Origin of the sequence: Burkholderia sp. 22PA0106 (assembly GCF_047497155.1) — a bacterium.
Lineage (GTDB): Bacteria > Pseudomonadota > Gammaproteobacteria > Burkholderiales > Burkholderiaceae > Burkholderia.
The window spans coordinates 3,063,193-3,084,968 of the sequence record NZ_CP163162.1; the positions used below are offsets into that span (position 1 = coordinate 3,063,193).

A 21,776-nucleotide genomic window follows, 5' to 3' on the forward strand; every position below is an offset into this window, starting at 1 on the left:
TCCTTCAATTGTCTGCCGGGCGCGCGGGCGAATCGCCCGACGCGCTCGGCAGGAAAACGAACCGCCACGCACGATAGGTGTCCCGATCGGCGAACTCCGCATAGCGGGCCGGAAACCCGCGCCGCTTCAGTGGCCGGCCGGCCGCTTCGCTGACCACGCCCATCACCCCGCCATCCGGCGCCTTGATGATTCCCCACGCGGCCGTTCCGCTGAGCGGGTCGGGATAGAGGCGCCGCAGATACCGCCCCGCCGGCAAAGTCCGGCGATCGTCCAGCAGCGCGTCGAGCGACGCCGGATAGCGGGTCTGGCCCGCCGCGCTGTAATAGCGGCCGATCGCGGCGCGATACTGATCGCCGACGAACAGCAGCCGGGCTTCGCGATCGCGCTGCTGGACGGTGCGCCAGACACGGGCGGCCTGGGTCATGCCCAGACCGACCGCGGCAATCAATATCAGCACACCGAAATAAGCAATGCCGCGCTGCGTGCGTGGGCCGCGCTCGCATCGGCGCAGATTACCATGTCGCATAGTGGCTTCCATCGAGCGCGCGCCCCGTGGCGCCGCTCCTCACATCCGCCACGCCGCCTGTCTCGCCGGCCTGCACGCGCCAGGAATTGCGCTTTCCCGTGATCGGGTCGAGCGGCACGTCGCGCAGATAGTGCATGTCCACCAGCGTATCGAGCGAGGCCGGGTTTTCACCGGTATCGGAACGGAAATCGTCGATCGACTGACGCAGCGTATTCAGGTTGTGTCGCAACACGGTTTCCTTGGCGCGGTCGCCCTGCTTAAGGTAGTTCGGTGCCACCAGCGCGGTCAAGGTGGCGATAATCGCCAGCACCACGAGCAGCTCGATCAGTGTGAAGCCCGCCGCGCGGCGGGCGCGGCTACCACTGGTAATACGGGACGCCATCGAGGCCCTCCTTGCGACTGGACGAGCGGATATCGAAGACGTCCTCACCCGAGGAAAAATCGGCAGGATCGCTCGCGTAACTGCGTGTCTCCCACATCGCGTCGGCCGCCTTGCCGCTGCAGTCGCACATCGGATCGTCAGGAATCCTGCGCAGGAAAACCAGCCGTGCACCGCCGGCCGAGCGCTTGTCCTCCACGCCATCCACGAGCGTGCGCAGATCCGGCGGATAACCGCTCTGGTCGACGGCTCGCTCGATCCGGCCTTCGTCCGATGCCGCCTTGTAGGCATCGAGCGCCGACCGGATCGCGATCAGCGCGCGGCGCAGTGCCGCTTCGTCTTCGCGACGCTTGACGATCTCGGCCATCGGCAAGGCCACGGTGGCGAGCAGGGCGAGCAGCGTCAGCGCCACCATCATTTCGATCAGCGAGAAGCCGCGCACACGTCGACGGGCGGTCATGCGCGAGTCCGCATCATGCCGATGCCCGGCTTTTCGCGGTCGTCCGGCTTCTCGCGGTCGTCCGGCGCCTTGCCGCGCACGTCGGACTCGCTGCGCGGCCGCGAGCCCGACATCGAAGGTGCGGACGGGGGGGCCGGTTCGATCGGCGCGTCGAGATCCGGGCCGCGCGGCTGCGCCGTGGCCGCCGGCGCCGCGGCGCTGGATTCGAGCGTCAGGGGTTCGGTGCTGATGCGGGTTTCGGTGCCGGACAGGAACGGCGTCACGGCCGAGGCCGGCAGGTCGAGATTGCGCTCGATATGCGGCGTGATCAGCAGCACGATTTCCGTGCGCTCCTGATTGCTTCCGTGCGCACCGAACAGCCGGCCGATCAGCGGCAGCCGCGACAGCCCGGGCAAGCCCGTCACGCTCTCGATCTCGTTGCGCTTGACGAGCCCGGCGAGAACCTGCGTTTCGCCATTGCGCGCCGTCATCAGGGTTTGCGCATTGCGCGTGCCGAGCGTATAGGCCACCAGTCCGCTTTTGGTGGTCTCCTTCGACAGAATGCTGCTGACCTCCAGGTCGACCTTCACGCTCACTTCATCGTCAAGGCTGATGCGCGGCTCGACCTTCACCATCAAGCCCACGTCCTGGTAACTCACCGACTCCGTGACGACGCCGTTCGCATTCGTGGTCGTGACGATCGGTACGCGCTCGCCGATCCGGATACTGGCCTTCTCCAGGTTGCGCACACGGATTTTCGGGTTGGCGAGCGTGCTGGTCTTGCCCTGCTTCTGCAGCATGTCGATCGCCAGCGACAACGCGCCGGATTCGCTCGATACGCCGATCCGGTCACGGTTCAGGCGCAGCAGGTCGCCAAGCGTCGGCGCAGCGCCGTCCGCCCCGGTCAGCGCGCCGAAGCGGATGCGGTCAGGATATTCGACACCGAAATCGAGGCTGTCGTTGACGTTGACTTCCAGCACCTCCACCTCGAGCGTGACCTCGGACTGCGCAATATCGAGCGCCGCCACGATGCGCTCCGCCACCGCGATCGTCTCGGGCGTGTCGCGCAGGACGATCGCGTTCACGCGCTCGTCCACGTAGATTTCCTTCGGCTTGATCATCTGACGCAGCGCGGTCATGACCGATTTCGCGTCGGCATGGGACAGAAAGAACGTCCGGATCGCGAATTCGGTATAGGTGCGGATTTTCTCCGGCTGTGCCGGGTAGACGAGCAGCGTGTGCGCGTCGATTACCGTCTTTTCGAGCTGGTTGGTGCGCAGCAGCAGGTTGATTGCGTCTTCGGCCGTGATGTGCTCGGCGAACAACGTGGTGGACTGCGCGGTATCGACGTCGCGATCGAACACGAAGTTCACGCCGGACACGCGCGAGATCACGTCGAAGATCGCCGCGATCGGCTGCTGCCTGAAATTGAGCGAAACCGGCTTGCGCATCGCATCGGATAGTTGCGGACGCACCGAATGGCTCGCCTGCGGCGCGCTGGGCGCAGCGTGCCCCGCGGGTTCGGACGCGGCACGTTTCGGCGAACGCAGCAGGTCGATGCGCTCGGCGATCGTTGCGGGGGGCTCCCCCGCCGTCGTGAGCGGGGGACTCGCGCACCCCGCCATCGCAAGTGCGGAAATCAGGAGCCCTAAACCGACGGTTGGTTTCATCACTGTGTTGCCAAAAAAAGTTTCGCTGCGAAATTCAGGGAATGGGCGGAGCCGGCGCAAGCTCGACCTCCACACCGTCGCGGATCATCACGATCGGGCCGGTATCGTCCAGGGCCTCGAGCCGGTAACCATCGGCAATCTCGCCACCCGGGAGCACCGCATCGCGAACGCCGCAGCCGCGCCCGCACAACAGGAAGGTCCTGCCACCGCCCTCCAGCACGACGATGCGCTGCCCCGGCTCGCGCCATTCGCCGGCCACGCTGAACGGCATGACCTGCTGCCGCGGCGCGGAAGCCACGTCGATCGGGGCGGCCAGGTCCGGTGGCTCGCCATCGGGCGGCGCCGCGCCCGCATCCTCGACACCGAGCGCGGCCCAGTTCTGTGCGGGAAACAGATCGACGGGGCGGGGCGGATCGGCGATCGCCTGAGCGAAGCCGGCGCTCGCGGCAGCGGCTGCCAGCCATCCGGCCGTCAGGCGAATCATGAGCGGGCGCATCACGTGTCGGGCCCCAACATGCTGACCTGCAGGCCGGCGTCGATGTCCGCGCTGTCGATGCTGTCACGTTCGATCGTCACGCTCTCGATGCGCACCATCGGTTGGCTGGCGATCGCCCGGATCGCTTCGCGCAGGCCGCGGTAACTGCCATGCAACGCGATATCGATGGTCAGGCGCCGTAACTTCCCCTTGACCTCCGCCGCGCTGCGGTAGGTTGCGTTCTTCCGCTCGAGCCCGTTCTGCGCGAGGATTTCGAACAGCGCATAGGCCTGCGTCCCGCTCTGCAGTTGCTGGACCTGATCGAGCGTCATCCCGCCGCCGGCTTTGGCGGCCCGCACCGGCAACGCCGCGAACTGTTTCGCCAGCTCGTCGTGCATCGCGGCGAGCCGCACGCGCTCGGGTTGCAGGTAAAGCGCATACAGGCCCAGCAGCGCGATGGCCGAGGCGGCGGCGAGCAGGCCGGGCACGCCCAGTTTCCGGGTGAGCGCATAGGCACCCCAGCGCAGGCGCGCGGCAAGCTGCGTCAAGCTCAACGTGTCGCGGGGCGTCATGGACGTTCGATGCTCAGACTGAAGTAGAAGACCGGCCTGCCGTTCTCGGTGGCGGCCCGATGCTGGAGCAGGCCGGTCCTGCGGTCGGGATGGCGGTCGCTCAGGCGATCGACAAACATGTAGATCTGCGCCAGATCGGCCGCGCCGCCTTCGATACGCGCCTGGCGGCCGGCCTTGTCCACCGTCAGCGATTTCAATGCGATATGCGGCGTCCAGGCACGTTCGATCCAGTCGATCACCGGCAAGCCCGAGTCCGTCGCGTTCGATTGCTGCGCGGCGAGCAGGCTCGCGATGCGGCGCTGCTCGGGCGTCCGGGCTTTCGCCAGACGCTGCTCGCGCTCGAGGCTGCGCTGTCGCGCGTCGATGCGCTGCGAGAGCCGATCGACGGCGTCGCGCACGGTATCGACACGCGTCCATTCGCGCCCGGCGAGCGCCATGACCGCCAAGGCACAGCACAGGGCAAGGGCCGCCGATGGCGTGATCCGCGCGCGCGTCGCGACAAAGTTCAATCCGGTGGAACGCTTCATGCCGGCGCCGCCAGCGATCGATCCATCAGCTCGACCGCCGCGATGCCGGCACCCAGCAGCGCACCGTCGAACCCGACCGCGCCGATATCCGCGCACGCCGGCAGTCCGGCCATCAGGGCCGCTGCTGCAAACCAGTCCCCGTCGCACGGCAACGTGACGACATCGCGCCACTGACCTCCGTGTCGGAACGCGCACGTCGCAACCGTCTGCTGGCGAAGCGCGAACGCGAAATCGTCACGATCCCGCCAGGCGGGGTACGCATCGAGCGACGCCGACAATGCGTCGCGCACGCTCGCGAGCCGCCAGCCGGCGGCGCGGCTGGCCCTCGTTATTTCCATGAGGAATCCTTCGCATATTCCAGCGGCAAGACGTGTCCGCCCCCAACGTTCGTGTGCGATCAGGATGCGCAAGGCACCGCGCTGCGCGCGCTCGGCGAACCGCATGCCGGCATACGCACGCCACGCGGCATCCGAGCTCAGGCCATCCTGCCAGGGCAACACCACGCCGTGCGCCCACGGATGCCCGACGACGATGCTCAGTCGATTGCGGAGCGTCAGGCGCGCTTTCGGCAGGCCGGCCAGCGCGCTCGACAGGGCGTCGGACACGTGGCCCGAGTGCGCCACGACGACATCCGCGGCCCCCGGGCATCGCGGCCTCCGGCCGGTGTGCGACCAGAGGCTCAGCGTGCCGGCATCGATCAGCGCGGTGGCGTCAATCCAGGGTGATCGCACGCTGCACCTCCTGGCAGGTCGTCGTGCGTGCACGCACTGCCGCCAGTGCAGCCTGGCGCATCGATCGGTACTCGGTGCAGGCCTCGAGCGCGCGCGCGCGTTTTTCGATCGAGCGCTCCAGCAGCGCCGCCTTCATGGGCGCGTCGAGCATCAGCACCTCGGCCAGTCCGATCCGGCCGTGATAGCCGGTGCCGCGGCACCGCTCGCAGCCCGTGCCCGGCGTCACCTCGCGCCGGAGCACATCGAGCGCCGCGCCGGCCAGGTCCGCGCCGTCCGTGGCGGCGTCGCCGCAGCCCGGGCAGATGCGTCGCACAAGCCGCTGCGAGACAACGCCGTTGAGCGCCTCGAGAAAGGTCGAGGTCTCCACGCCCATGTAGATGAAGCGGTCGATCACGCTGAAGCCGTCGTTCGCGTGGACGGTGGACAGCACGCGGTGGCCCGTGAGCGCGGATTGCACGGCAATCGACGCGGTATCCTCGTCGCGGATCTCGCCGACCATCACCGTGTCGGGATCGTGCCGCAGGATCGAACGCAGCCCGCGCGCAAACGTCAGCCCCTTGCGCTCGTTGACGGGAATCTGCACGACGCCGTTCAGCGGGTACTCGACCGGGTCCTCGATCGTGATGATCTTGTCCTCGCCGGTATTCAGTTCGGACAGCACGGCATAGAGCGTCGTGGACTTGCCGCTGCCGGTCGGGCCGGTAACGAGCATGAGCCCGTGGGGACGGTGCGCGAGCGAGCGGATGCGGCGCGCGGTGAGCGCATCGAACCCGAGCATGTCGAGGCTGACGCTGTCACCGCGCTGCGACGTGTCGAGCACGCGCAGCACGGCGTTCTCGCCGTGCGTGCCCGGCATGATCGACACGCGGAAATCGATGTCGCGCCGCTGCATCACGACCTTGAAGCGGCCATCCTGCGGCACGCGCCGTTCCGCGATGTCGAGCGCGGCCAGCACCTTGATTCGCGACAGCGTCTGCGTCGCCGCTTCGATACCGGGTACGCCGCGTACCGACTGCAGCACGCCGTCGATCCGGTAGCGGATCGTCAGCCCGTCCGCCGCCGATTCCAGATGGATATCGCTGGCGCGGCTCTGCAGGGCGTCGTACAGCGTCGAATTGACCAGCCGGACGATCGGGCTTCCGTCCCTGGCGATGCTCGCCAGCGAGATCGATTCGGTACGCTGGGCGTGGGTCTCGCCCGAGGCGGCATCGATCGTGATGCTGTCGATCGAACGCTCGTTCGACTCGATCTCCGCAAGCCGCCCCTCGACTTCGCCGGGCAGGCTCATCGCGATGCGCACCCGCGGCGCGCCGAAGCGGGCGAGCAGTTCGTCACGCACGCTGCGCGACAGCGGATCGGCCACCACGATGACCGGCGCGGCGTCATGCTCGACCGGCAGAACCCGCAGCGCCAGCGCCTCGTGCAGCGAAAGCAGATCGAAGCGCGTGGCGGCGGCGCGCAACGGGGCCGCGCCGATCGGCGCGATGCCGCAGCACGCGGCCACCTCGGCAAGCCGGCTCGGGTCGGCGCGCAGCAGCGCGTCGGCATACGCCGCGAAGCCGGTACCGGAATGCATCGATTCGGACTGCCAAGCTTGGATGATCGGTTGCGGTTTCACGTTGTATTTTCCAGTTGATCGGCGCAATCCGGCGCACGCATGCCGTGCCCGGCCGGATGGTTATCCGATGCTGCCGGCCAGTTCGAAGATCGGCATGTAAAGCAGCAGCACCACCGCGCCCACTATCGCGCCGACGGCCAGCATCACCACCGGCTCGAGGACCTGGCTGATGAGATCGATCGCGCGGTCGAGCGCGCCGTCGTGAAACTGCGCGATGTGCTCGCACATCCCGCCCAGATCGCCGCCCTGCTCGCCCACGCGCAACAGGCGCACCGCGACGGAGGTGGTCAGGGCGTGGGCCGCGAACACGGTGGACACCGGCCGGCCCGCGCGAAGCTCGGCCAGCGCAGCCGCGAGGCGCGGCTGAAACAGGTCGGGCAGCAGCTTGCCGGACAGCGCGAGCGCGTCGATCACGGGCGTGCCGCCCGCAATCAGCAACCCGGCGGTGCGGTAGTAGCGCGTCAGCGTGAACAGCAGGCAAACATCGCGCAGCTTCGGCGCGCGCCACATCAGCCGTTGCACCAGGCGCTTGGTGACCGGTGCGCGGATTGCGAGGGCGGCGCCCAACCCTGCCGCTGCGACGGCCACGCCCACCGCCACGCCGTGTTCGCGCAACAACGTGGCCCACCCCAGCATCAAGCGGGCGGCGGGCGGCAGCACCGTCAGCGATTCGAACACCACCGCGAAACGCGGAATCACGAAGAACGCCATGAACAGCAGGATCGCGACGCCCACGCCGATCACGACAGCCGGATAGATCAGCGCGCTCACCGCACGCTTGCGCATCTGCGCGATCCGCACTTCGTATTGCTGGTAGCGCTTCAGCACGACGGGCAACTGGCCGCTCCCCTCCGCCGAGGCGATCGTCGCGACGAGCAGTTCGGGAAAGACCCCGGGCTGCCGCGCGAGTGCCGCGGAAAGCGGCTTTCCCTCGACCATCACGGCGAGGACCCCGTCGATCACATGCTGCGATGCGCGGCCGGCGTCGGTCCTGTCGCGCAATGCCTCGAGCGCTTCGACCAGCACCAGGCCCGCATCGAGCAAGGCCGACAGCTCCTGCAGAAACAACGCGAGCGCGAACTTCGGCGCCCGCATGCGGACACCGGGCCGCGCGCGGCGCAGCGCGATCACCACGCCGCCCTGGGCGGCAATCCGCGCCCGCGCCTCGGCTTCGCTCGCCGCCTCGATCGTCTGCCAGGCCAGCACGCCGCACGCCAGCACGCGGAGCCGAAACGCATTCACGGCGCGTCCCGCCACGCATCGAGCGCCACGAGGCTGGCGTGCCGGTCGCGGGTCAGCAACCGGTACGCGCGCCAAACGCGCGTCGCATACGTCTTGCGCGCCGGCGCACGCGTGGCCGACGAGCCCGCGTTATAGGCGCCGACGGCATTCCAGGTATAACCATGGCGTTCGATGAATCCGGCGAGGATCGCCGCGCCGGCATCGACCGACGTGCAAGGCTCGTCGATCAGACGCTTGCGCGTGATGCCGATCCGGACCAGCCGCGGCAGATGCGTGCTGTTGATCTGCATGAGCCCGATGTCCTCGGTGCCGTTGGCGTTGGTGTGAATCGCGCGGGCATTCATCGCCGATTCGACTTTCGCGATCGCGACCAGCAGCAGCGGGTCGATACGGTGCCGCTCGCCCGCCGCCGTAAAGCAATTCCCCGCCGAGGCGGCAGGCGCGGCGGCGGCAAGCGACGCCGCCACGACGAGCCCGCGCCCCGCACGCTTACAGGCCATGGACGAGATCGGCATCGACGCCGCTGCCCCCCACGCGGCCGTCGCGGCCGAGCGAGACGATCTCCGCTTCGCTGTCGCGGCCCGGCACATTCCACTGGTAGGGGCGGCCCCAGCCGTCTGTCGGCACGGCCTTCGCGAGGTAGGGGCCATTCCAGCCGGGCGCGTCCTGCGGCGGCGTGACCAGCGCATCGAGCCCTTCCTCGGCACTCGGATAGCGGCCCGTGTCGAGCCGGAACTGCGTGGCGGCATCGCCGAGCGTCTTGAGCTGCGATTCGGTCGTGCGCACCTTGGCCTTATCGACCTGCGAGAACAGCTTCGGCCCGACATAACCCGCCAACAGCGCAATGATCAGCAAGACCACCAGCAGTTCCAGCAAGGTGAAGCCCCGCTGCGCCTGCGCTGCTTTCCATTTTCGAATGGTCACGTTCACGTTGTGTTCCTCGGTTGACCTGCCGACGCACCGGGCGGCACTGCCCCCATGCACGACGCCGTCATTGTCCGAGGCCGATGCGGACGCAACAACCTTCCTGAAAATATTCTCAAACTCGAAGTCCGTCCCCCCTCCTATTTCGAGATTGATTAAACATGCATTCAGGTTGATTGGCGCCGGCGGGCAAAGCCAAAACAATGCGCGAGTCTGCTCAGACATTCGTTCACATCATTAAGGATGACGATCAAATTGCGTTTCAATCAATCCCATGCCCGTCAATCGAGCATCATTAGCCTGTCCGGCCGCTCGCAAAGGCTGGCGTTCGCCACGATCGCCACGGCCAGCCTGCTCTGCTTCGCGCATTCGGCCAGCGCCGCGCCGGGCACGCCCAGTCTTCGGCAATACGAAATCACCTCGAAGCCGCACGGCTTCGTCGAGATCGATCTGCAGCAGGCCGGGGCCGCGCCCTACAAGGATCTCGTCAAGCTCAACAAGAAGGTCGACGTGCCGTTGCCCTTCGATATCTGGAGCAACGGCACCGCGGTCAAGGCGGTGGCGGTGGTGGACGGCACGATCGACAGCGCCTCGGAAATCAAGCTGACACCCGGCGGCGCGCAACGCGGAACCGTGGTGGCCAACGTCAAGACCGCGGGCGTGAAAAAGATGCAGGTACGCGTGTTCGACGCGAACGGCGCCTCGGCCGACAGCGCGCCGATCGACGTGACCGTGTTCGATACGATCCCGGAGCTTGCCGACACGCTGCCGGACAACGCCAGCAAGACCAACAAGCCGTTTGCGAAAAGCAAGGATTCGGTGGTGGCGGCCTACTTCGCGACCTGGTCGATCTACGATCGCAAGTTCAGCGTGGACAACGTGCCGGTCGAGAACCTGACGCACCTGCTCTATGCCTTCGTTCCGATCTGCGGCGGCGAAACCGTCAACGGCTCGCTCGCGCACGATGGGCCCAATGCCTTCCGCGCACTGCAACAGACCTGCCGGGGCTTGCCCGATTACAGCGTGGCGATTCATGACACCTGGGGCGAGATCGGCGTGACGCTGCCGGGGCAGACGGCCAACTCGCAGCTCAAGGGCGTGCTCGGCCAGATGATGGCCGCGAAGAAGCGCAATCCGGATCTGAAGATCCTGCCGTCGATCGGCGGCTGGACGCTGTCCGACCCGTTCTTCCAGATGCACGATCCGGCCAAGCGCAAGGTGTTCATCGATTCGACCGAACAGCTTCTGCGTACCTGGAAATTCTTCGACGGCGTGGATATCGATTGGGAATTCCCCGGCGGAAAGGGCGCCAATCCCGCGCTCGGCAATCCGGCCACGGATGGCGCGCTGTATGTCACGCTGATCAAGGAACTGCGGCAGATGCTCGATCGCCTCTCGGCGGAAACCGGCAAGACCTACGAGCTGACATCGGCGATCGGCTCGGGCCGGGACAAGATCGGCGTCGTGAACTACAAGGAAGCGTCGAAGTACATGAACTATGTCTTCGACATGAGCTACGACTTCTACGGTGCATTCAGCCTGACGGATCTCGGCCATCAAACCGCGCTGTATGCGCCGGCCTGGCGGCCCGACACGGACTACACGGCGGACAATTCCGTTGCGGCGCTGCTCGCGCAAGGGGTGGATTCGAAGAAAATCGTCCTCGGCGCGGCAATGTACGGCCGCGGCTGGACGGGCGTGTCGGGCTACTCCGACGGCAACCCGTTCACGGGCACCGCCACCGGGCCGGTTCCGGGCAGCTGGGAGCCGGGTGTGGTCGATTACAAGGCGATCGCCTCGAAGATGGTAGGACCGAACAACGCCGGCATCAACGGCTACGAATACCATTACGACCAGACGGCGGAAGCCCCTTATGTCTTCAACAAGGGCACGGGCGAACTGGTGACGTTCGATGATGCGCGCTCGGTGGTCGCGAAGGGCGACTATGTGCGCAAGCATCAATTGGGCGGCATGTTCGCATGGGAAATCGATGCGGACAACGGCGAGATCCTGAACGCGATGCACGAAGGCCTCGGTCACGATCAGGGCGGCACGCAGAACCACGCACCGGTCGCGAACGCGGGGGCGGACATGACGGTAACCGGCCCCGCTACCGTGACGCTCGACGCCTCGAAATCGCACGACCCGGACAAGGACGTGCTGTCGTACCGGTGGGAGCAGATCGGCGGCGCACCGCTGACAATCAGTCATGCAGACGGTGTGAAAGCCACGGTGGCGATCCCGGCCGTGCAGCAGGACACGCGGTTCGTGTTCCGCGTCACGGTGACCGACCCGGCGGGCCTGAAGGGCAGCGCGCAGGTGTCCGTCACGGCGAAGGCCGACGCGTCGGTCAAGCCGCCCCCGGCGGAAAACCACCCGCCGGTTGCGCGGCTCACGGGGCCGGCGGAGGCGAATGGCGGCCAGTCCGTCACGCTGTCGGCCGCGCAATCCACCGATCCGGATGGCGACAAGCTCACGTTCCAATGGACGATTCCGGCGGGCATCACCGCGCAGCCGTCCGGCGCAACGCTTAACTTCACCGCGCCGAAGCTGGCGAAGGACCAGTCGTTCACGTTCGCGGTGAAGGCCAGCGACGGCAAGCTGTCGTCTTCCGCCCAGCACACGGTTCGCATCAAGGCGGCAGATGCGGGTCACGGTGGCGCAGGCAATGGCGGCGAGGCCGGCGCGGGTAATGGCGGCGAGACCGGCGGCGGCACTGGCGGCACCGGCGGCACCGGCGGCACTGGCGGCACTGGCGGTGAATATCCGGCCTACCAGGCGGGCACGCAATACAAGGCGGGCGATGTGGTGTCGAACCTCGGCAAGCTGTTCCAGTGCAAGCCGTTCCCGTACAGCGGCTGGTGCTCGATGGCACCGGCGGCCTATGAGCCGGGCAAGGGCTTCGCATGGGGCGACGCATGGACGTCGTTCGGCGGCAGCGCAGGCGGCAATGGCGGGAGCGGCGGCGCAGGCCACCCCGGCAACGAAGGCGGCACCGGCGGCTCGGGCAGTACCGGCAACCCTGGCCATGAAGGCGGCACCGGCGGCTCGGGCGGCACCGGCAACCCTGGCCATGAAGGCGGCACCGGCGGCTCGGGTGGCACCGGCAACCCCGGCAACGAAGCCGGCACGCATCCGCAATACAAGGAAGGCACCCGGTACGCTGCCGGCGACATCGTATCGAACCGCGGCAAACTGTACCGATGCAAACCGTTCCCGTACACCAACTGGTGTTCGATGGCGGCCTGGGCCTACGAACCCGGCAAGGGCTCCGCGTGGGCCCAAGCCTGGGACAAGTACGCGAACTGACCTCCGCCCGTGACGCAGGGCCCGTGGCGCATGCAACCGCGCCATGGCGGCCTGCGCGTCGCTCGGCCGGCATCGATCGATGCCGGTCCGCCCCCGCCTCGCGCGGGGGCTTTTTCGTTGCATCCGCAACGACTCAACCGGGTTCGCGGCATTCCGCACCGACAACCGGCAAGCACACGGTAAAGCGGCTGCCGTGCCCCGGCACCGAGGCCACCTCGATCGATCCGCCGTGACGCTCCACTACGGCCTTGACAAACGGCAGCCCGAGCCCGACGCCCCGACTCGCGTCGCGCTCCGTCCCGCCCACCTGAAAGAACGGCTCGAACAAGCGCGGCATCGCCGCTTCGGGAATGCCGCGGCCCGCGTCCGCCACCACGATCGACACCCTGCCATCGCCTGCGTCGATCCAAACGTCGATGGTGGTTCCCGCCTCCGAGTATTTGATCGCGTTATCGAGCAGGTTGATCAGCGCCCGCAGCAGCATGTTGCGATTGCCGAGCACGAAAACCTCGCCGTCTGCCTCATCCGGCCATTCCAGGCGAATCTGCTTCGCGTTCGCCGCATGCCAGACCTGATCGACCGCCTCCATCACCCAGTCGCTGACCGGCACCGTCACATAGGCCTCCTTGTCGAGATGTTCGGCACGCGAGAGTTGCGTGAAATCCTGGGCCACGCGCAGGCTGTAATCGACCAGCTTGTGCAGATCCGCCAGGAAATCCGCATCCGGCGCGGCGTCGGCGACACCGCGCTGTTCGAGCAGCGACAGCACCGTCGACAGCGGATTGCGCAGATCGTGCGCCATATGGCGCAGCGTGAGGCGGTCATTTTCGACCGTTGCCTTGATGGCATGAATATCGACGAGGCAGATCATGCTGCCGGTCGAACGCCGAGGATCGCCGCCGCCGAACGGCGTCACCATCATCAGGTGGATGCGCGCATTCATCATCAGTTCAACCGAATGAATCCGGCCGGTGTCCCGCGCCGCCAGGATCGTGTCGTGCGCGATGTCCAGCACCCGCCGGGCGGCCGTGTCGCGATCCGCATCGAGGGTGCCGAGCATCGCGTGCCCGCACGCATTGCACATCCGCAATGCGCCGTCCTGCTCGACGAAGACCGGATACGGCAGCGTATGGATCACATCGACGTAGGTCGACTGCCACGCGCGGATGCGCGACATCGCCTGCGCAACGTCGCTGTCGTGGCGGTAGGCGCCCGGCGCCGGATCATCGGCGCCCGCCGTTTGCGCCAGGTCCGCGACCGCGTGCCGGTGCGCCAGCCCGCGCAAGCTGCGGTATTCGCGCATCAACGCGGCTCGCAGCCGGTCCGCCCGCCGCCAGCCGCATATCGAGAAGATCGTCACGCACACGGCCAGCGGCGGCCCGACCGGCGCCCAGCACGCGCCATACACCAGCGCCACCACCGCCCCGGCGACGAACAGGGCCAGCCACGCCAGCACGAATCCATACATGCGCCATCCCGGCACGAACAGGCAGATCAGCAACACGCCGATTGCAACGGCCATGCCGGCCACCCCTCGCACCGCCAGCGGCATGCGCCGTATCAGGTGCCCGTCGAGCAGCGCTTCGGTTGCGAGCGCATCGACTTCCGCGCGACGCAGTTTCTCCGCGCTGCCCGGCGAGAGATAGAACACGCCGGCCAGATCGGACATCCCGTCGCCGATGAACACGATCCGGTTGCGCCACGCCGCGTCCGGCACCCGGCCTTTCAGGACGTCCACGAACGAATGGCGGGCGAGATCGAAACGCGGCGGCAGGAACAGCAGCACCGGCTCCGCACCGTCACGCTCCGCCCGCGCGAGCCGCTCGCCGGTTCGCGCAGGCGCGACCAGGCCGGGATGCCGCGCCTGCGCCACGCGGATCGCCTGCAGGCTGACATGGGCGAATGCTTCACCGTCGCGGTACGGGATGGACGGCACGATGCCCTGCACCAGTTGGTTGCTGCTCACCGTGACACGACGCTGGCCGATCGCCGCGGCCGCTTCGTGCAGCGGTTTCGACGGCAGCATCACCGTATCGGCGCGGCCGTCGAGCAGCGTCACGTGCGCCGGCAGCACCACATTGCCGCGCCGCGCGATCACGGCCGCGAGTCCGGCATCGTCGCGGGTCGGCGAAATCATCATCATGTCGAGCACGACGCTCGAGGCGCCGGTCACGCGCTCGAGCACGCCGGCGAAATCGGCGCGCACGTAACGCCGGATATCGCCCAGTTCGGCGAACGTCTTCTTGTCGATCATGATCACGGCGACCTTGTCGCGCGGCCCGTGATCGGAACCCGAGAACGCGAGGTGCCAGTAACGCCGGTCGAGCGGCGCCATCAGTTCCTCGACGGCCGGTGCGCAACCGAGCACCGCGAGCAGGGCGGTGCCGGCCAGTTGCAGCCAGGTGGACGAGCGGACCGTCGCCACGCGGGCCGCAACCCGGCGCAGTGGCCCAAACTTCGAGTGGAAAATCCCGGACATGGTGTTGTCGTTCCGATGCCGGCATGCCGCGAAAACATTCGAGCTTCCGGCATGCGCGACGGCTTTCGCGTCGCGCGAGCACGTAATGGAGGTGCGGCAGTCTATCGCCTTCGATCGCGCATCTTGTCTGACAATTGCCTTTCACGCGACGAAAAGGCCGCGCCGACACGCCCTCGCCCGAGCGCTCGCGCGCACACTGCAGCGCCGCATCCGCCGCTCGAAAAATCCCGCACGAAAACATTGAACACAACCGCGTTGCGTTGCGTCACGTTGCGCATCGTTTAGTAAATCCAAGAAAAATATTACAGATGTGTTTATTCGATTGACGACGCCGGACGGCGACTCCTAGTCTTGTTACCGCTGCAAAGATTCGGAAAGAAAATGAAGCAAAAGATTCACGACGAGCCGGCGGTTCGTTCGCACGAGTCGCCGAACATGCAAGAAGCAGAGAAGAACGGAGAGAGACGATCATGAATCGATTCACGACGCTCGCCGCCACCTTGGCCGTGGCGTGCGCGTTGAGCGGGTGCGGGGGTGACGACGGCGGCTCAGGGGCCGCGTCGGTGCTGGCGGCACGGCCTTCGGCCAACGCTGCCGATACGGTCAATCTCGACGACGGCCGCGCGCTGTCGTTGACGCAGTATGTCGATCCGCTGATCGGCACGCTCGCGAGCAATTCGCCGAACCCGGTTCCGGCCGGCCAGGCCGGCAGCGTGGTGCCGGCCGCCGGCCTGCCGTCGGGCATGGTGCAATGGGCGCCGGACACCAACACCACGCCCGCGCCGAACAACAGCAAGGAGCCGGGCTCGCCGGCCGGCTATTACTACGACATCAACTCGATCCAGGGCTTCAGCGTCACCCACATGCCCGGCGCGGGCTGCGGCGGCAACGACGGCGAATTCCCCGTCATGCCGACCACCGACGCCACCCAACTGGTGCCGACCTTCAGTCATGCGAATGAAATCGCCAAGCCCGGCTATTACTCGGTGCTGCTCGATTCGCAGATCAAGGTCGAACTGACGGCTACGCTGCGCACCGGCTTCGGTCAGTTTTCCTACCCGTCCGGCAAGCCGGCGCTGCTGGTGCTCGACGCCACCCGCACCAACACGCGCACCTCCACGGCCGGCGCGATCACGCAGGTATCCGACAGCGTGATCTCGGGCAGCACCACCGGCGGCGGCTTCTGCGGCAACTCGGTGGCGGTGCCGGTGTACTTCTACGCGATGTTCGACCGGCCGTTCGTGTCGGGCACGTCCGTCTCGCAGGGCGTGGCGCATCTCGCGTTCGCCTCGGGCAAGACGGTCAAGATGAAGATCGGCATCTCGTACGTCAGCGTGGCGAACGCCCGGGCGAACCTCGACGCGGAAAACCGCGGCTGGGATTTCGACGGCGTGCGCACCCAGGCCGACGCCACCTGGAACGACGCGCTGAACGCGATCCGCGTGGCGGGCGGCACGGCCGACGCGAAGACCAAGTTCTACACCGCGCTGTATCACGCGCTGTGGGCGCCGAGCATCTTCAGCGACGCCAACGGCCAGTACATCGGCTTCGACAGCCAGGTGCACCAGGTCGCGAAGGGGCAGGGCGCGCAATACTCGTCGTTCTCGGGCTGGGACATCTACCGCTCGCTGATCCAGTTGAAGGCGATCCTGAATCCGTCAGACACCAGCGACATGATCCAGTCGCTCGTGAACGACGCGGATCAGTGCGGCGCGATTCCGCACTGGGTCAACGACAACGTCGAGGACGGCGTGATGCCGGGCGACGCCGGCTCGCTGATCGTGTCGAACGCCTATGCATTCGGCGCGCGCCGCTTCGACACGCAATCGGCGCTGCAGCACATGGTGAAGATGGCCAACATCCCCGGCACGGCCTGCAACGGCGCCACCACCAACGGCGGCCGCGCGAGCTATCTGCAGACGGGCTACATCACCAGCGGCGAATGGGGGCAGGCGTCGTCCACGCTCGAATACACGAGCAGCGATTTCGCGATCTCGCGCTTTGCCGCCGCGATGGGCGACACCGCCACGCAGCGCATGCTGCTGGGCCGCTCGGCGTATTGGCAGAACCTGCTGAACACCTCGCTCACGCCGCCGCTGATCGCCGCGCGCCAGTCGAACGGCGCGTGGATCGCCGAAACGCCGAGCAGCGGCGACAACTACGTGGAAGGCAATGCCGAGCAGTACACATGGATGGTGCCGTACAACCCGGCCGGCCTGTTCGCGCAGCTCGGCGGCAACACCGCCGTGACCTCGCGGCTCGACACCTTCTTCACGGTGCTCAACGCCGGCCTGAGCCTGCCGAACTTCTACATGGGCAACGAACCGACCTTCGAGGTGCCCTGGCTCTACAACTGGGCCGGCTCGCCCTCGGGCACGCAGCGCACGGTGCAGCAGATCATGAGCACCGCCTTCGGCACCGGCCCCGACGGCCTGCCCGGCAACGACGACCTCGGCGCCGTGTCCGGCTGGTACGTGTGGGGCGCGCTCGGCCTGTATCCGGAGATCCCGGGCGTGGCGGGCCTGGCGATCGGCAGCCCGCAGTTTCCGCAGATCGACGTGCGGCTCGGCAACGGCCGCAGCCTGCGGATTCGCGCCTCGGGCGCGCCGGCGTCGAGCTACGTGCAGTCGCTGTCGATCGACGGCCGTGCCCAGCACAGCCCGTGGATCGCCTACGACGAGCTGGCGAACGGCGCGACCCTGCGCTTCGCGATGGGCGATGCGCCGACCCAGTGGGGCACCAACGTGCCGCCGCCGTCGTTCGGCGTGCCGGTGGCGCTCGATGCGGCCGACAGCTTCAACAATCGCGGCTTCAGCGCCGACGGCGCCAGCAACACCGACGGCCAGGGCGCGGATTTCGACGGCAGCCTGTTCAGCTACTCGCTGAGCGCGCTGGCGGCGGCCGGGGTGCAGCCGGGCAAGCCGTTCCCGGTGGCGGGCGCGAACGTGACGATCGGCGGCGGCCCGCTCACGCTCGACAACGCCGTAACCGTCGGCCAGACCGTGATGCTGACACCGGTGCCGGGCGGCAAGGGCGTGGTGGTGCTCGGTTCGGCCAATAACGGGCCGAGCACGGGCGTGGCGCAGTTGAACTTCGCCGACGGCACCAGCCAGGCCGTCACGCTGGCGTTCGACGACTGGACGCTGAACGGCGGCGGTGCCAGCCCGGCCTCGGCGATCGCCGTGACGATGGCCTACCGCAACGGCGGCGACGGCCAGAAGGACGGCGTGAAGACCTACATCTTCGCGCAGACGATTCCCGTGCCCGCCGGCAAGATCGTGTCGAGCATCACGCTGCCGCGCCAGGTCAGCGCCGGCAAGATGCACGTGTTCGGGGTGGGTATCGCCTCCTGACCATTCGTCCGGGGTGGCAGCCTGACCCCGGGTTGCGTTTCGACTCACGCGCCGCGCAGTGCCGTTCCGGCTGTGCGGCGCGTTGCTTTTGGGGCGGCCGGCGTGCCTGTGCGTCCCGATCGTCATAAATGGCTTGCGCCCGGTAATCGGCTGTCATTAAATGCGTCGAATAATCAATGTCGATGGCAGGTATTCGTGAAATTGTGGTCAGAGCCTAGTAATATGGCGCCCTATCGACACTTGCCGCCCACCTATCGCCCCGCCGACCCACAATGAGCAATAACCTCAACGTTCTCGAAGAACAACTGCGCGAACTCGACCGCCAGATCGCGGACGCGAAGGCGGACGGCAAACGCGCCCTGCTCGCGACGCTGCAGGATCAAGTGCAGGAATTCGGCATTACCGAAGACGAGCTGCTGCGCGCGGCCGGCTTCCGCCAGACGCTCAAGCCGCGCAAGGCCACCCCCGCGAAGTACTACGATCCGTCCTCGGGCCAATCCTGGTCCGGCCGCGGCCCGCGCCCGAAGTGGCTGCAGGGCAAGGAACCGGACGATTACCTGATCGATCGCGCCCCGAAGCCGTGGTGGCCGGGCGAGGAATAAGGTTTCGCGGTCCGGCGCACGCCTTGTGCGCCGGTTGAACCTGGCGGCGCGATTTCGCACTTTTTTCGGCTTTCTTTCGCGTTCTCCGGCTTCTCCGGCTTCCTCCACCTCTCCCGCATCACCCGCTTCCCCCGCCTGTTCCCAACTCCGCTTCCCCGAAATTTTTTCGCCTCACGCGACGGATTCCCGCGCCTGCGCCGTGTAACGCTTATCTTCCACGCCGGCAGGACTCCGTATGAACGTTCCGTCCCGCACCCAGGCGGCGGCGATCGCGCTGAACCGCTTCGGCCTCGGCGCCCGCGCCGACGACAGCGCGCCGCCCGACCCGAAAGCCTGGCTGCTCGATCAGTTCGCGCGCTACGAGCCGCGCCCGGCCGCGTGGGCCGACCAGCCCGGCGCGGTGGCGCTGGCAACGCGGTTCGGCGACGAACGACGCGACTTGCGCGCCGAAGCCGGTCAAACGCAGGCCTCGCAGCCGCTGCCCGCGCCCCTGCCGGCAACGGCGTCCACGCCCTCGGCCGCCGCATCGGCACCGGCCAATCCCGCGCAGGCCGCGCGGCAGGCCGTCAACCAGGCGATCCGCAAGGAGAGCGTCGGCGTCTATCGCGACGCCGTCGATGCGCGCGTCGCGAGCGCGCTGGTCACGCCCGCGCCGTTCGTCGAGCGGCTCGTGCACTTCTGGGCCAACCATTTCGCGGTGTCGGTGGACAAGGGCCAGGTGGCCGGGCTGGCCGGCGCGTTCGAACTGGAAGCGATCCGCCCGCACGTGCTCGGCCGCTTCGAGGACATGCTGGTGGCCGCCGAACAGCACCCGGCCATGCAGTTGTTCCTCGATCAGACGCGCTCGGTCGGCCCCGACAGCCGCGCCGCCCTGCGCGCCGAAGCGCGCGACCCGGCCCGCAAGCGCGGCCTCAATGAAAACCTCGCGCGCGAGATCATGGAGCTGCACACGCTCGGCGCACGCAGCGGCTACACCCAGGCCGACGTGACCGAATTCGCGCGCGCGCTGACCGGCTGGAGCGTGGCCGGCGTTCGCGGCCCGCAGCCGAACGACGCGCCGCCCGGCGCATTCGTGTTCCGCCCCGCGCTGCACGAGCCGGGCGTGCGCACCGTTCTGGGGCGCCGCTACGATCAGGATGGCGAAGCCCAGGCGCGCGCCGTCCTGCAGGATCTCGCCCGCGCGCCGGCCACCGGCCGCCATCTCGCGTTCCAGTTGGCGCGCCACTTCGTGGCCGACGATCCGCCGCCGGCGCTGACCGAGCGCATCGCGCGCGCCTTCGAGCAGAGCGGCGGCGATCTGCCGACCGTCTATCGCACGCTGGTCGAATCGCCCGAGGCGTGGTCGAGCACGCATGCCAAGTTCAAGACGCCGTGGGACTGGACCGTCTCGTCGCTGCGCGGGCTCGGCTGGACCTCGCTCGGCAACCTGAAGGCCGCACCGTTGCTGACGCAACTGGGCCAGCCCGTCTGGCGGCCCGGCTCGCCGGCCGGCTACGACGACATCGCCGCCAGTTGGGCCGCGCCCGACGCGCTGGTGCGGCGCGTCGAGGTCGCGCAGCGGCTCGCGGCGCGCACCGGCGACCGCGTCGATCCGCGCGCGCTCGGCACCACCCTGTTCGCCGGCACGCTCGGCGACGCCACCTCCACCGCGGTATCGCGCGCCGAAAGCACCACCACCGCGCTCGCGCTGCTGCTCGTCTCGCCCGATTTCCAGCGGAGATAACCATGCCCGGTTCACGTCGCCGATTCCTCGGCACCCTCGCCGCCAGCGCCGGCGCCCTGCTGGTCGCGCCGCACATCGCGTTCGCCAGCGTGGCCACCGAGCGCCGCTTCGTGTTCGTGATCCAGCGCGGCGCGGCCGACGGCCTCACGATCCTGTCGCCGTACGCCGATCCCGATTACGCGCGGCTGCGCGGCGAACTGGCGGTCGATCCGTCCAGATCGACGCATCTGAACGGCACCTTCGCGCTGCATCCGTCGCTCGCGCAAACCGCGCGCATGTACCAGGACGGCCAGGCGCTGTTCGTGCACGCGATCGCCTCGCCCTATCGCGACCGCTCGCATTTCGACGGCCAGAACGTGCTGGAGACGGGCGGCCTCGCGCCGTATCAGGTCAAGGACGGCTGGCTCAACCGCCTCGTGGCGATGCTGCCAGCCACGCGCGAGAACGCCATCGCGCTCGCGCCCACCGTGCCGGCCGCGCTGCGCGGCGCGGCGCGCGTGACCTCGTACGCGCCGTCGGGCCTGCCCGGCGCGCCCGACGATCTGCTCACGCGGGTCTCGGCGCTCTACGAACGCGACGCGCAGCTCGGGCCGCTGTGGGCCTCGGCGATGGAAGCGCGCGGCCTGGCTCACGACGCCGGCGCGCGGCAGGACCCGGCCAGCGTCGGCAAGCTGGCCGCGAGCTTCCTCGCGCGCGACGACGGCCCGCGCATCGCGATGATCGAAACCGGCGGATGGGATACGCACAGCGCGCAGAACGCGCGGCTGTCGAACGTGCTGAAGGGCCTGGACGCGATGCTGGCCTCGCTGCGCGACGGCCTCGGGCCGGTGTGGAACGACACCACCGTGGTGGTCGCCACCGAGTTCGGCCGCACCGCCGCCGCCAACGGCACGGGCGGCACCGATCACGGCCAGGGCTCGGTCGCGATGCTGCTGGGCGGCGCCGTGCAGGGCGGGCGCGTGATCGCCGATTGGCCCGGCCTGCGCAGCGCCGATCTGTACGAAGGGCGCGACCTCAAGCCCACCGCCTCGCTCGACGCGCTGATCGCGGGCGCGGCGGCCGAAACGTTGCGGCTCGATCCGCAACGCACCGGCGCGACGCTGTTCGACCGCGCCGCGTCGCGACAACCGATGACGGGCCTCGTGCGCGCCTGACGCACAACCCGCCGCCGCGCCGGCCGGAACGCCGGCATTTTCACCACGACATC

General features: G+C 68.0%; 18 protein-coding genes. 5 read left to right on the forward strand and 13 right to left on the reverse strand.

Features of this window, described 5'->3' with window-relative positions; translation table 11 throughout:
• Positions 1–4: 4 nt before the first annotated feature.
• From AB4850_RS13210 to gspG, 12 genes are all read right to left on the reverse strand, one after another.
• On the reverse strand, positions 5–538 hold the full coding sequence (locus AB4850_RS13210; RefSeq protein ID WP_414440258.1) for a type II secretion system protein: 534 nt from the start codon (positions 536–538) through the stop codon (positions 5–7).
• Complete coding sequence (locus tag AB4850_RS13215) at positions 513–908, reverse strand: type II secretion system protein (protein WP_414440259.1); 396 nt, start codon at positions 906–908, stop codon at positions 513–515. The genes AB4850_RS13210 and AB4850_RS13215 overlap by 26 nt, the downstream gene beginning before the upstream one ends.
• Positions 883–1,365 (reverse strand): type II secretion system protein, encoded by a 483-nt coding sequence (locus tag AB4850_RS13220; RefSeq protein ID WP_414440260.1) that lies wholly within the window; start codon positions 1,363–1,365, stop codon positions 883–885. The genes AB4850_RS13215 and AB4850_RS13220 overlap by 26 nt, the downstream gene beginning before the upstream one ends.
• On the reverse strand, positions 1,362–2,819 hold the full coding sequence (locus tag AB4850_RS13225; protein ID WP_414440261.1) for a secretin N-terminal domain-containing protein: 1,458 nt from the start codon (positions 2,817–2,819) through the stop codon (positions 1,362–1,364). The genes AB4850_RS13220 and AB4850_RS13225 overlap by 4 nt, the downstream gene beginning before the upstream one ends.
• 229 nt (positions 2,820–3,048) lie before the next feature.
• Complete coding sequence (locus AB4850_RS13230) at positions 3,049–3,498, reverse strand: hypothetical protein (protein ID WP_414440262.1); 450 nt, start codon at positions 3,496–3,498, stop codon at positions 3,049–3,051.
• 11 nt (positions 3,499–3,509) lie between these two features.
• Positions 3,510–4,061, reverse strand: a complete 552-nt coding sequence (locus AB4850_RS13235; RefSeq protein WP_414440263.1) for a hypothetical protein — start codon at positions 4,059–4,061, stop codon at positions 3,510–3,512.
• Positions 4,058–4,588, reverse strand: a complete 531-nt coding sequence (locus tag AB4850_RS13240; protein WP_414440264.1) for a hypothetical protein — start codon at positions 4,586–4,588, stop codon at positions 4,058–4,060. The genes AB4850_RS13235 and AB4850_RS13240 overlap by 4 nt, the downstream gene beginning before the upstream one ends.
• Positions 4,585–5,319: a hypothetical protein gene (locus AB4850_RS13245; protein WP_414440265.1), complete on the reverse strand. Its 735-nt coding sequence runs from the start codon at positions 5,317–5,319 to the stop codon at positions 4,585–4,587. Before AB4850_RS13245 ends, AB4850_RS13240 begins: the two co-directional genes overlap by 4 nt.
• A complete protein-coding gene (locus AB4850_RS13250; protein WP_414440266.1) occupies positions 5,300–6,895 on the reverse strand; it encodes a GspE/PulE family protein in 1,596 nt (531 codons plus the stop codon). The genes AB4850_RS13245 and AB4850_RS13250 overlap by 20 nt, the downstream gene beginning before the upstream one ends.
• Positions 6,896–6,997: 102 nt before the next feature.
• Positions 6,998–8,179 (reverse strand): type II secretion system F family protein, encoded by a 1,182-nt coding sequence (locus tag AB4850_RS13255; protein ID WP_414440267.1) that lies wholly within the window; start codon positions 8,177–8,179, stop codon positions 6,998–7,000.
• Complete coding sequence (locus tag AB4850_RS13260) at positions 8,176–8,679, reverse strand: lytic transglycosylase domain-containing protein (protein WP_414440268.1); 504 nt, start codon at positions 8,677–8,679, stop codon at positions 8,176–8,178. Before AB4850_RS13260 ends, AB4850_RS13255 begins: the two co-directional genes overlap by 4 nt.
• Positions 8,669–9,109 carry a type II secretion system major pseudopilin GspG gene (gene gspG / locus AB4850_RS13265; protein ID WP_414440269.1) on the reverse strand — a complete coding sequence of 147 codons (441 nt, stop codon included), beginning with the start codon at positions 9,107–9,109 and terminating at the stop codon, positions 8,669–8,671. Before gspG ends, AB4850_RS13260 begins: the two co-directional genes overlap by 11 nt.
• 237 nt (positions 9,110–9,346) lie before the next feature.
• On the opposite strand from gspG, the gene AB4850_RS13270 reads away from it, so the two are divergent.
• On the forward strand, positions 9,347–12,412 hold the full coding sequence (locus AB4850_RS13270; protein WP_414440270.1) for a glycosyl hydrolase family 18 protein: 3,066 nt from the start codon (positions 9,347–9,349) through the stop codon (positions 12,410–12,412).
• 133 nt (positions 12,413–12,545) lie between these two features.
• Here AB4850_RS13270 and AB4850_RS13275 read toward each other — a convergent pair whose 3' ends face one another.
• Complete coding sequence (locus AB4850_RS13275) at positions 12,546–14,891, reverse strand: ATP-binding protein (protein ID WP_414440271.1); 2,346 nt, start codon at positions 14,889–14,891, stop codon at positions 12,546–12,548.
• Positions 14,892–15,361: 470 nt separating this feature from the next.
• Between AB4850_RS13275 and AB4850_RS13280 the strand changes: the two genes are divergently transcribed.
• The 4 genes from AB4850_RS13280 to AB4850_RS13295 all read left to right on the forward strand — a co-directional run bounded on the left by AB4850_RS13280 (position 15,362) and on the right by AB4850_RS13295 (position 21,723).
• Positions 15,362–18,244: a GH92 family glycosyl hydrolase gene (locus tag AB4850_RS13280; protein WP_414440272.1), complete on the forward strand. Its 2,883-nt coding sequence runs from the start codon at positions 15,362–15,364 to the stop codon at positions 18,242–18,244.
• A gap of 272 nt (positions 18,245–18,516) precedes the next feature.
• The gene (locus AB4850_RS13285; protein ID WP_414440273.1) at positions 18,517–18,846 is read left to right on the forward strand and encodes an H-NS family nucleoid-associated regulatory protein; all 330 of its coding nucleotides are present in this window, start codon (positions 18,517–18,519) and stop codon (positions 18,844–18,846) included.
• Between the two features lie 235 nt (positions 18,847–19,081).
• On the forward strand, positions 19,082–20,569 hold the full coding sequence (locus tag AB4850_RS13290; RefSeq protein WP_414440274.1) for a DUF1800 domain-containing protein: 1,488 nt from the start codon (positions 19,082–19,084) through the stop codon (positions 20,567–20,569).
• A gap of 2 nt (positions 20,570–20,571) precedes the next feature.
• Positions 20,572–21,723 carry a DUF1501 domain-containing protein gene (locus AB4850_RS13295; RefSeq protein WP_414440275.1) on the forward strand — a complete coding sequence of 384 codons (1,152 nt, stop codon included), beginning with the start codon at positions 20,572–20,574 and terminating at the stop codon, positions 21,721–21,723.
• Positions 21,724–21,776 lie beyond the last annotated feature (53 nt).

Excerpts from the sequence above, each read along its gene's own strand:
- AB4850_RS13260 (WP_414440268.1), bottom strand. The coding sequence starts at position 8,679 with ATGGCCTGTAAGCGTGCGGGGCGCGGGCTCGTCGTGGCGGCGTCGCTT.
- AB4850_RS13215 (WP_414440259.1), bottom strand. The coding sequence starts at position 908 with ATGGCGTCCCGTATTACCAGTGGTAGCCGCGCCCGCCGCGCGGCGGGC.
- AB4850_RS13270 (WP_414440270.1), top strand. The coding sequence starts at position 9,347 with ATGACGATCAAATTGCGTTTCAATCAATCCCATGCCCGTCAATCGAGC.
- AB4850_RS13240 (WP_414440264.1), bottom strand. The coding sequence starts at position 4,588 with ATGAAGCGTTCCACCGGATTGAACTTTGTCGCGACGCGCGCGCGGATC.
- AB4850_RS13295 (WP_414440275.1), top strand. The coding sequence starts at position 20,572 with ATGCCCGGTTCACGTCGCCGATTCCTCGGCACCCTCGCCGCCAGCGCC.
- AB4850_RS13285 (WP_414440273.1), top strand. The coding sequence starts at position 18,517 with ATGAGCAATAACCTCAACGTTCTCGAAGAACAACTGCGCGAACTCGAC.
- AB4850_RS13220 (WP_414440260.1), bottom strand. The coding sequence starts at position 1,365 with ATGACCGCCCGTCGACGTGTGCGCGGCTTCTCGCTGATCGAAATGATG.
- AB4850_RS13250 (WP_414440266.1), bottom strand. The coding sequence starts at position 6,895 with ATGCATTCCGGTACCGGCTTCGCGGCGTATGCCGACGCGCTGCTGCGC.
- AB4850_RS13210 (WP_414440258.1), bottom strand. The coding sequence starts at position 538 with ATGGAAGCCACTATGCGACATGGTAATCTGCGCCGATGCGAGCGCGGC.
- AB4850_RS13280 (WP_414440272.1), top strand. The coding sequence starts at position 15,362 with ATGAATCGATTCACGACGCTCGCCGCCACCTTGGCCGTGGCGTGCGCG.
- AB4850_RS13275 (WP_414440271.1), bottom strand. The coding sequence starts at position 14,891 with ATGTCCGGGATTTTCCACTCGAAGTTTGGGCCACTGCGCCGGGTTGCG.
- AB4850_RS13290 (WP_414440274.1), top strand. The coding sequence starts at position 19,082 with ATGAACGTTCCGTCCCGCACCCAGGCGGCGGCGATCGCGCTGAACCGC.
- AB4850_RS13230 (WP_414440262.1), bottom strand. The coding sequence starts at position 3,498 with ATGATTCGCCTGACGGCCGGATGGCTGGCAGCCGCTGCCGCGAGCGCC.
- AB4850_RS13235 (WP_414440263.1), bottom strand. The coding sequence starts at position 4,061 with ATGACGCCCCGCGACACGTTGAGCTTGACGCAGCTTGCCGCGCGCCTG.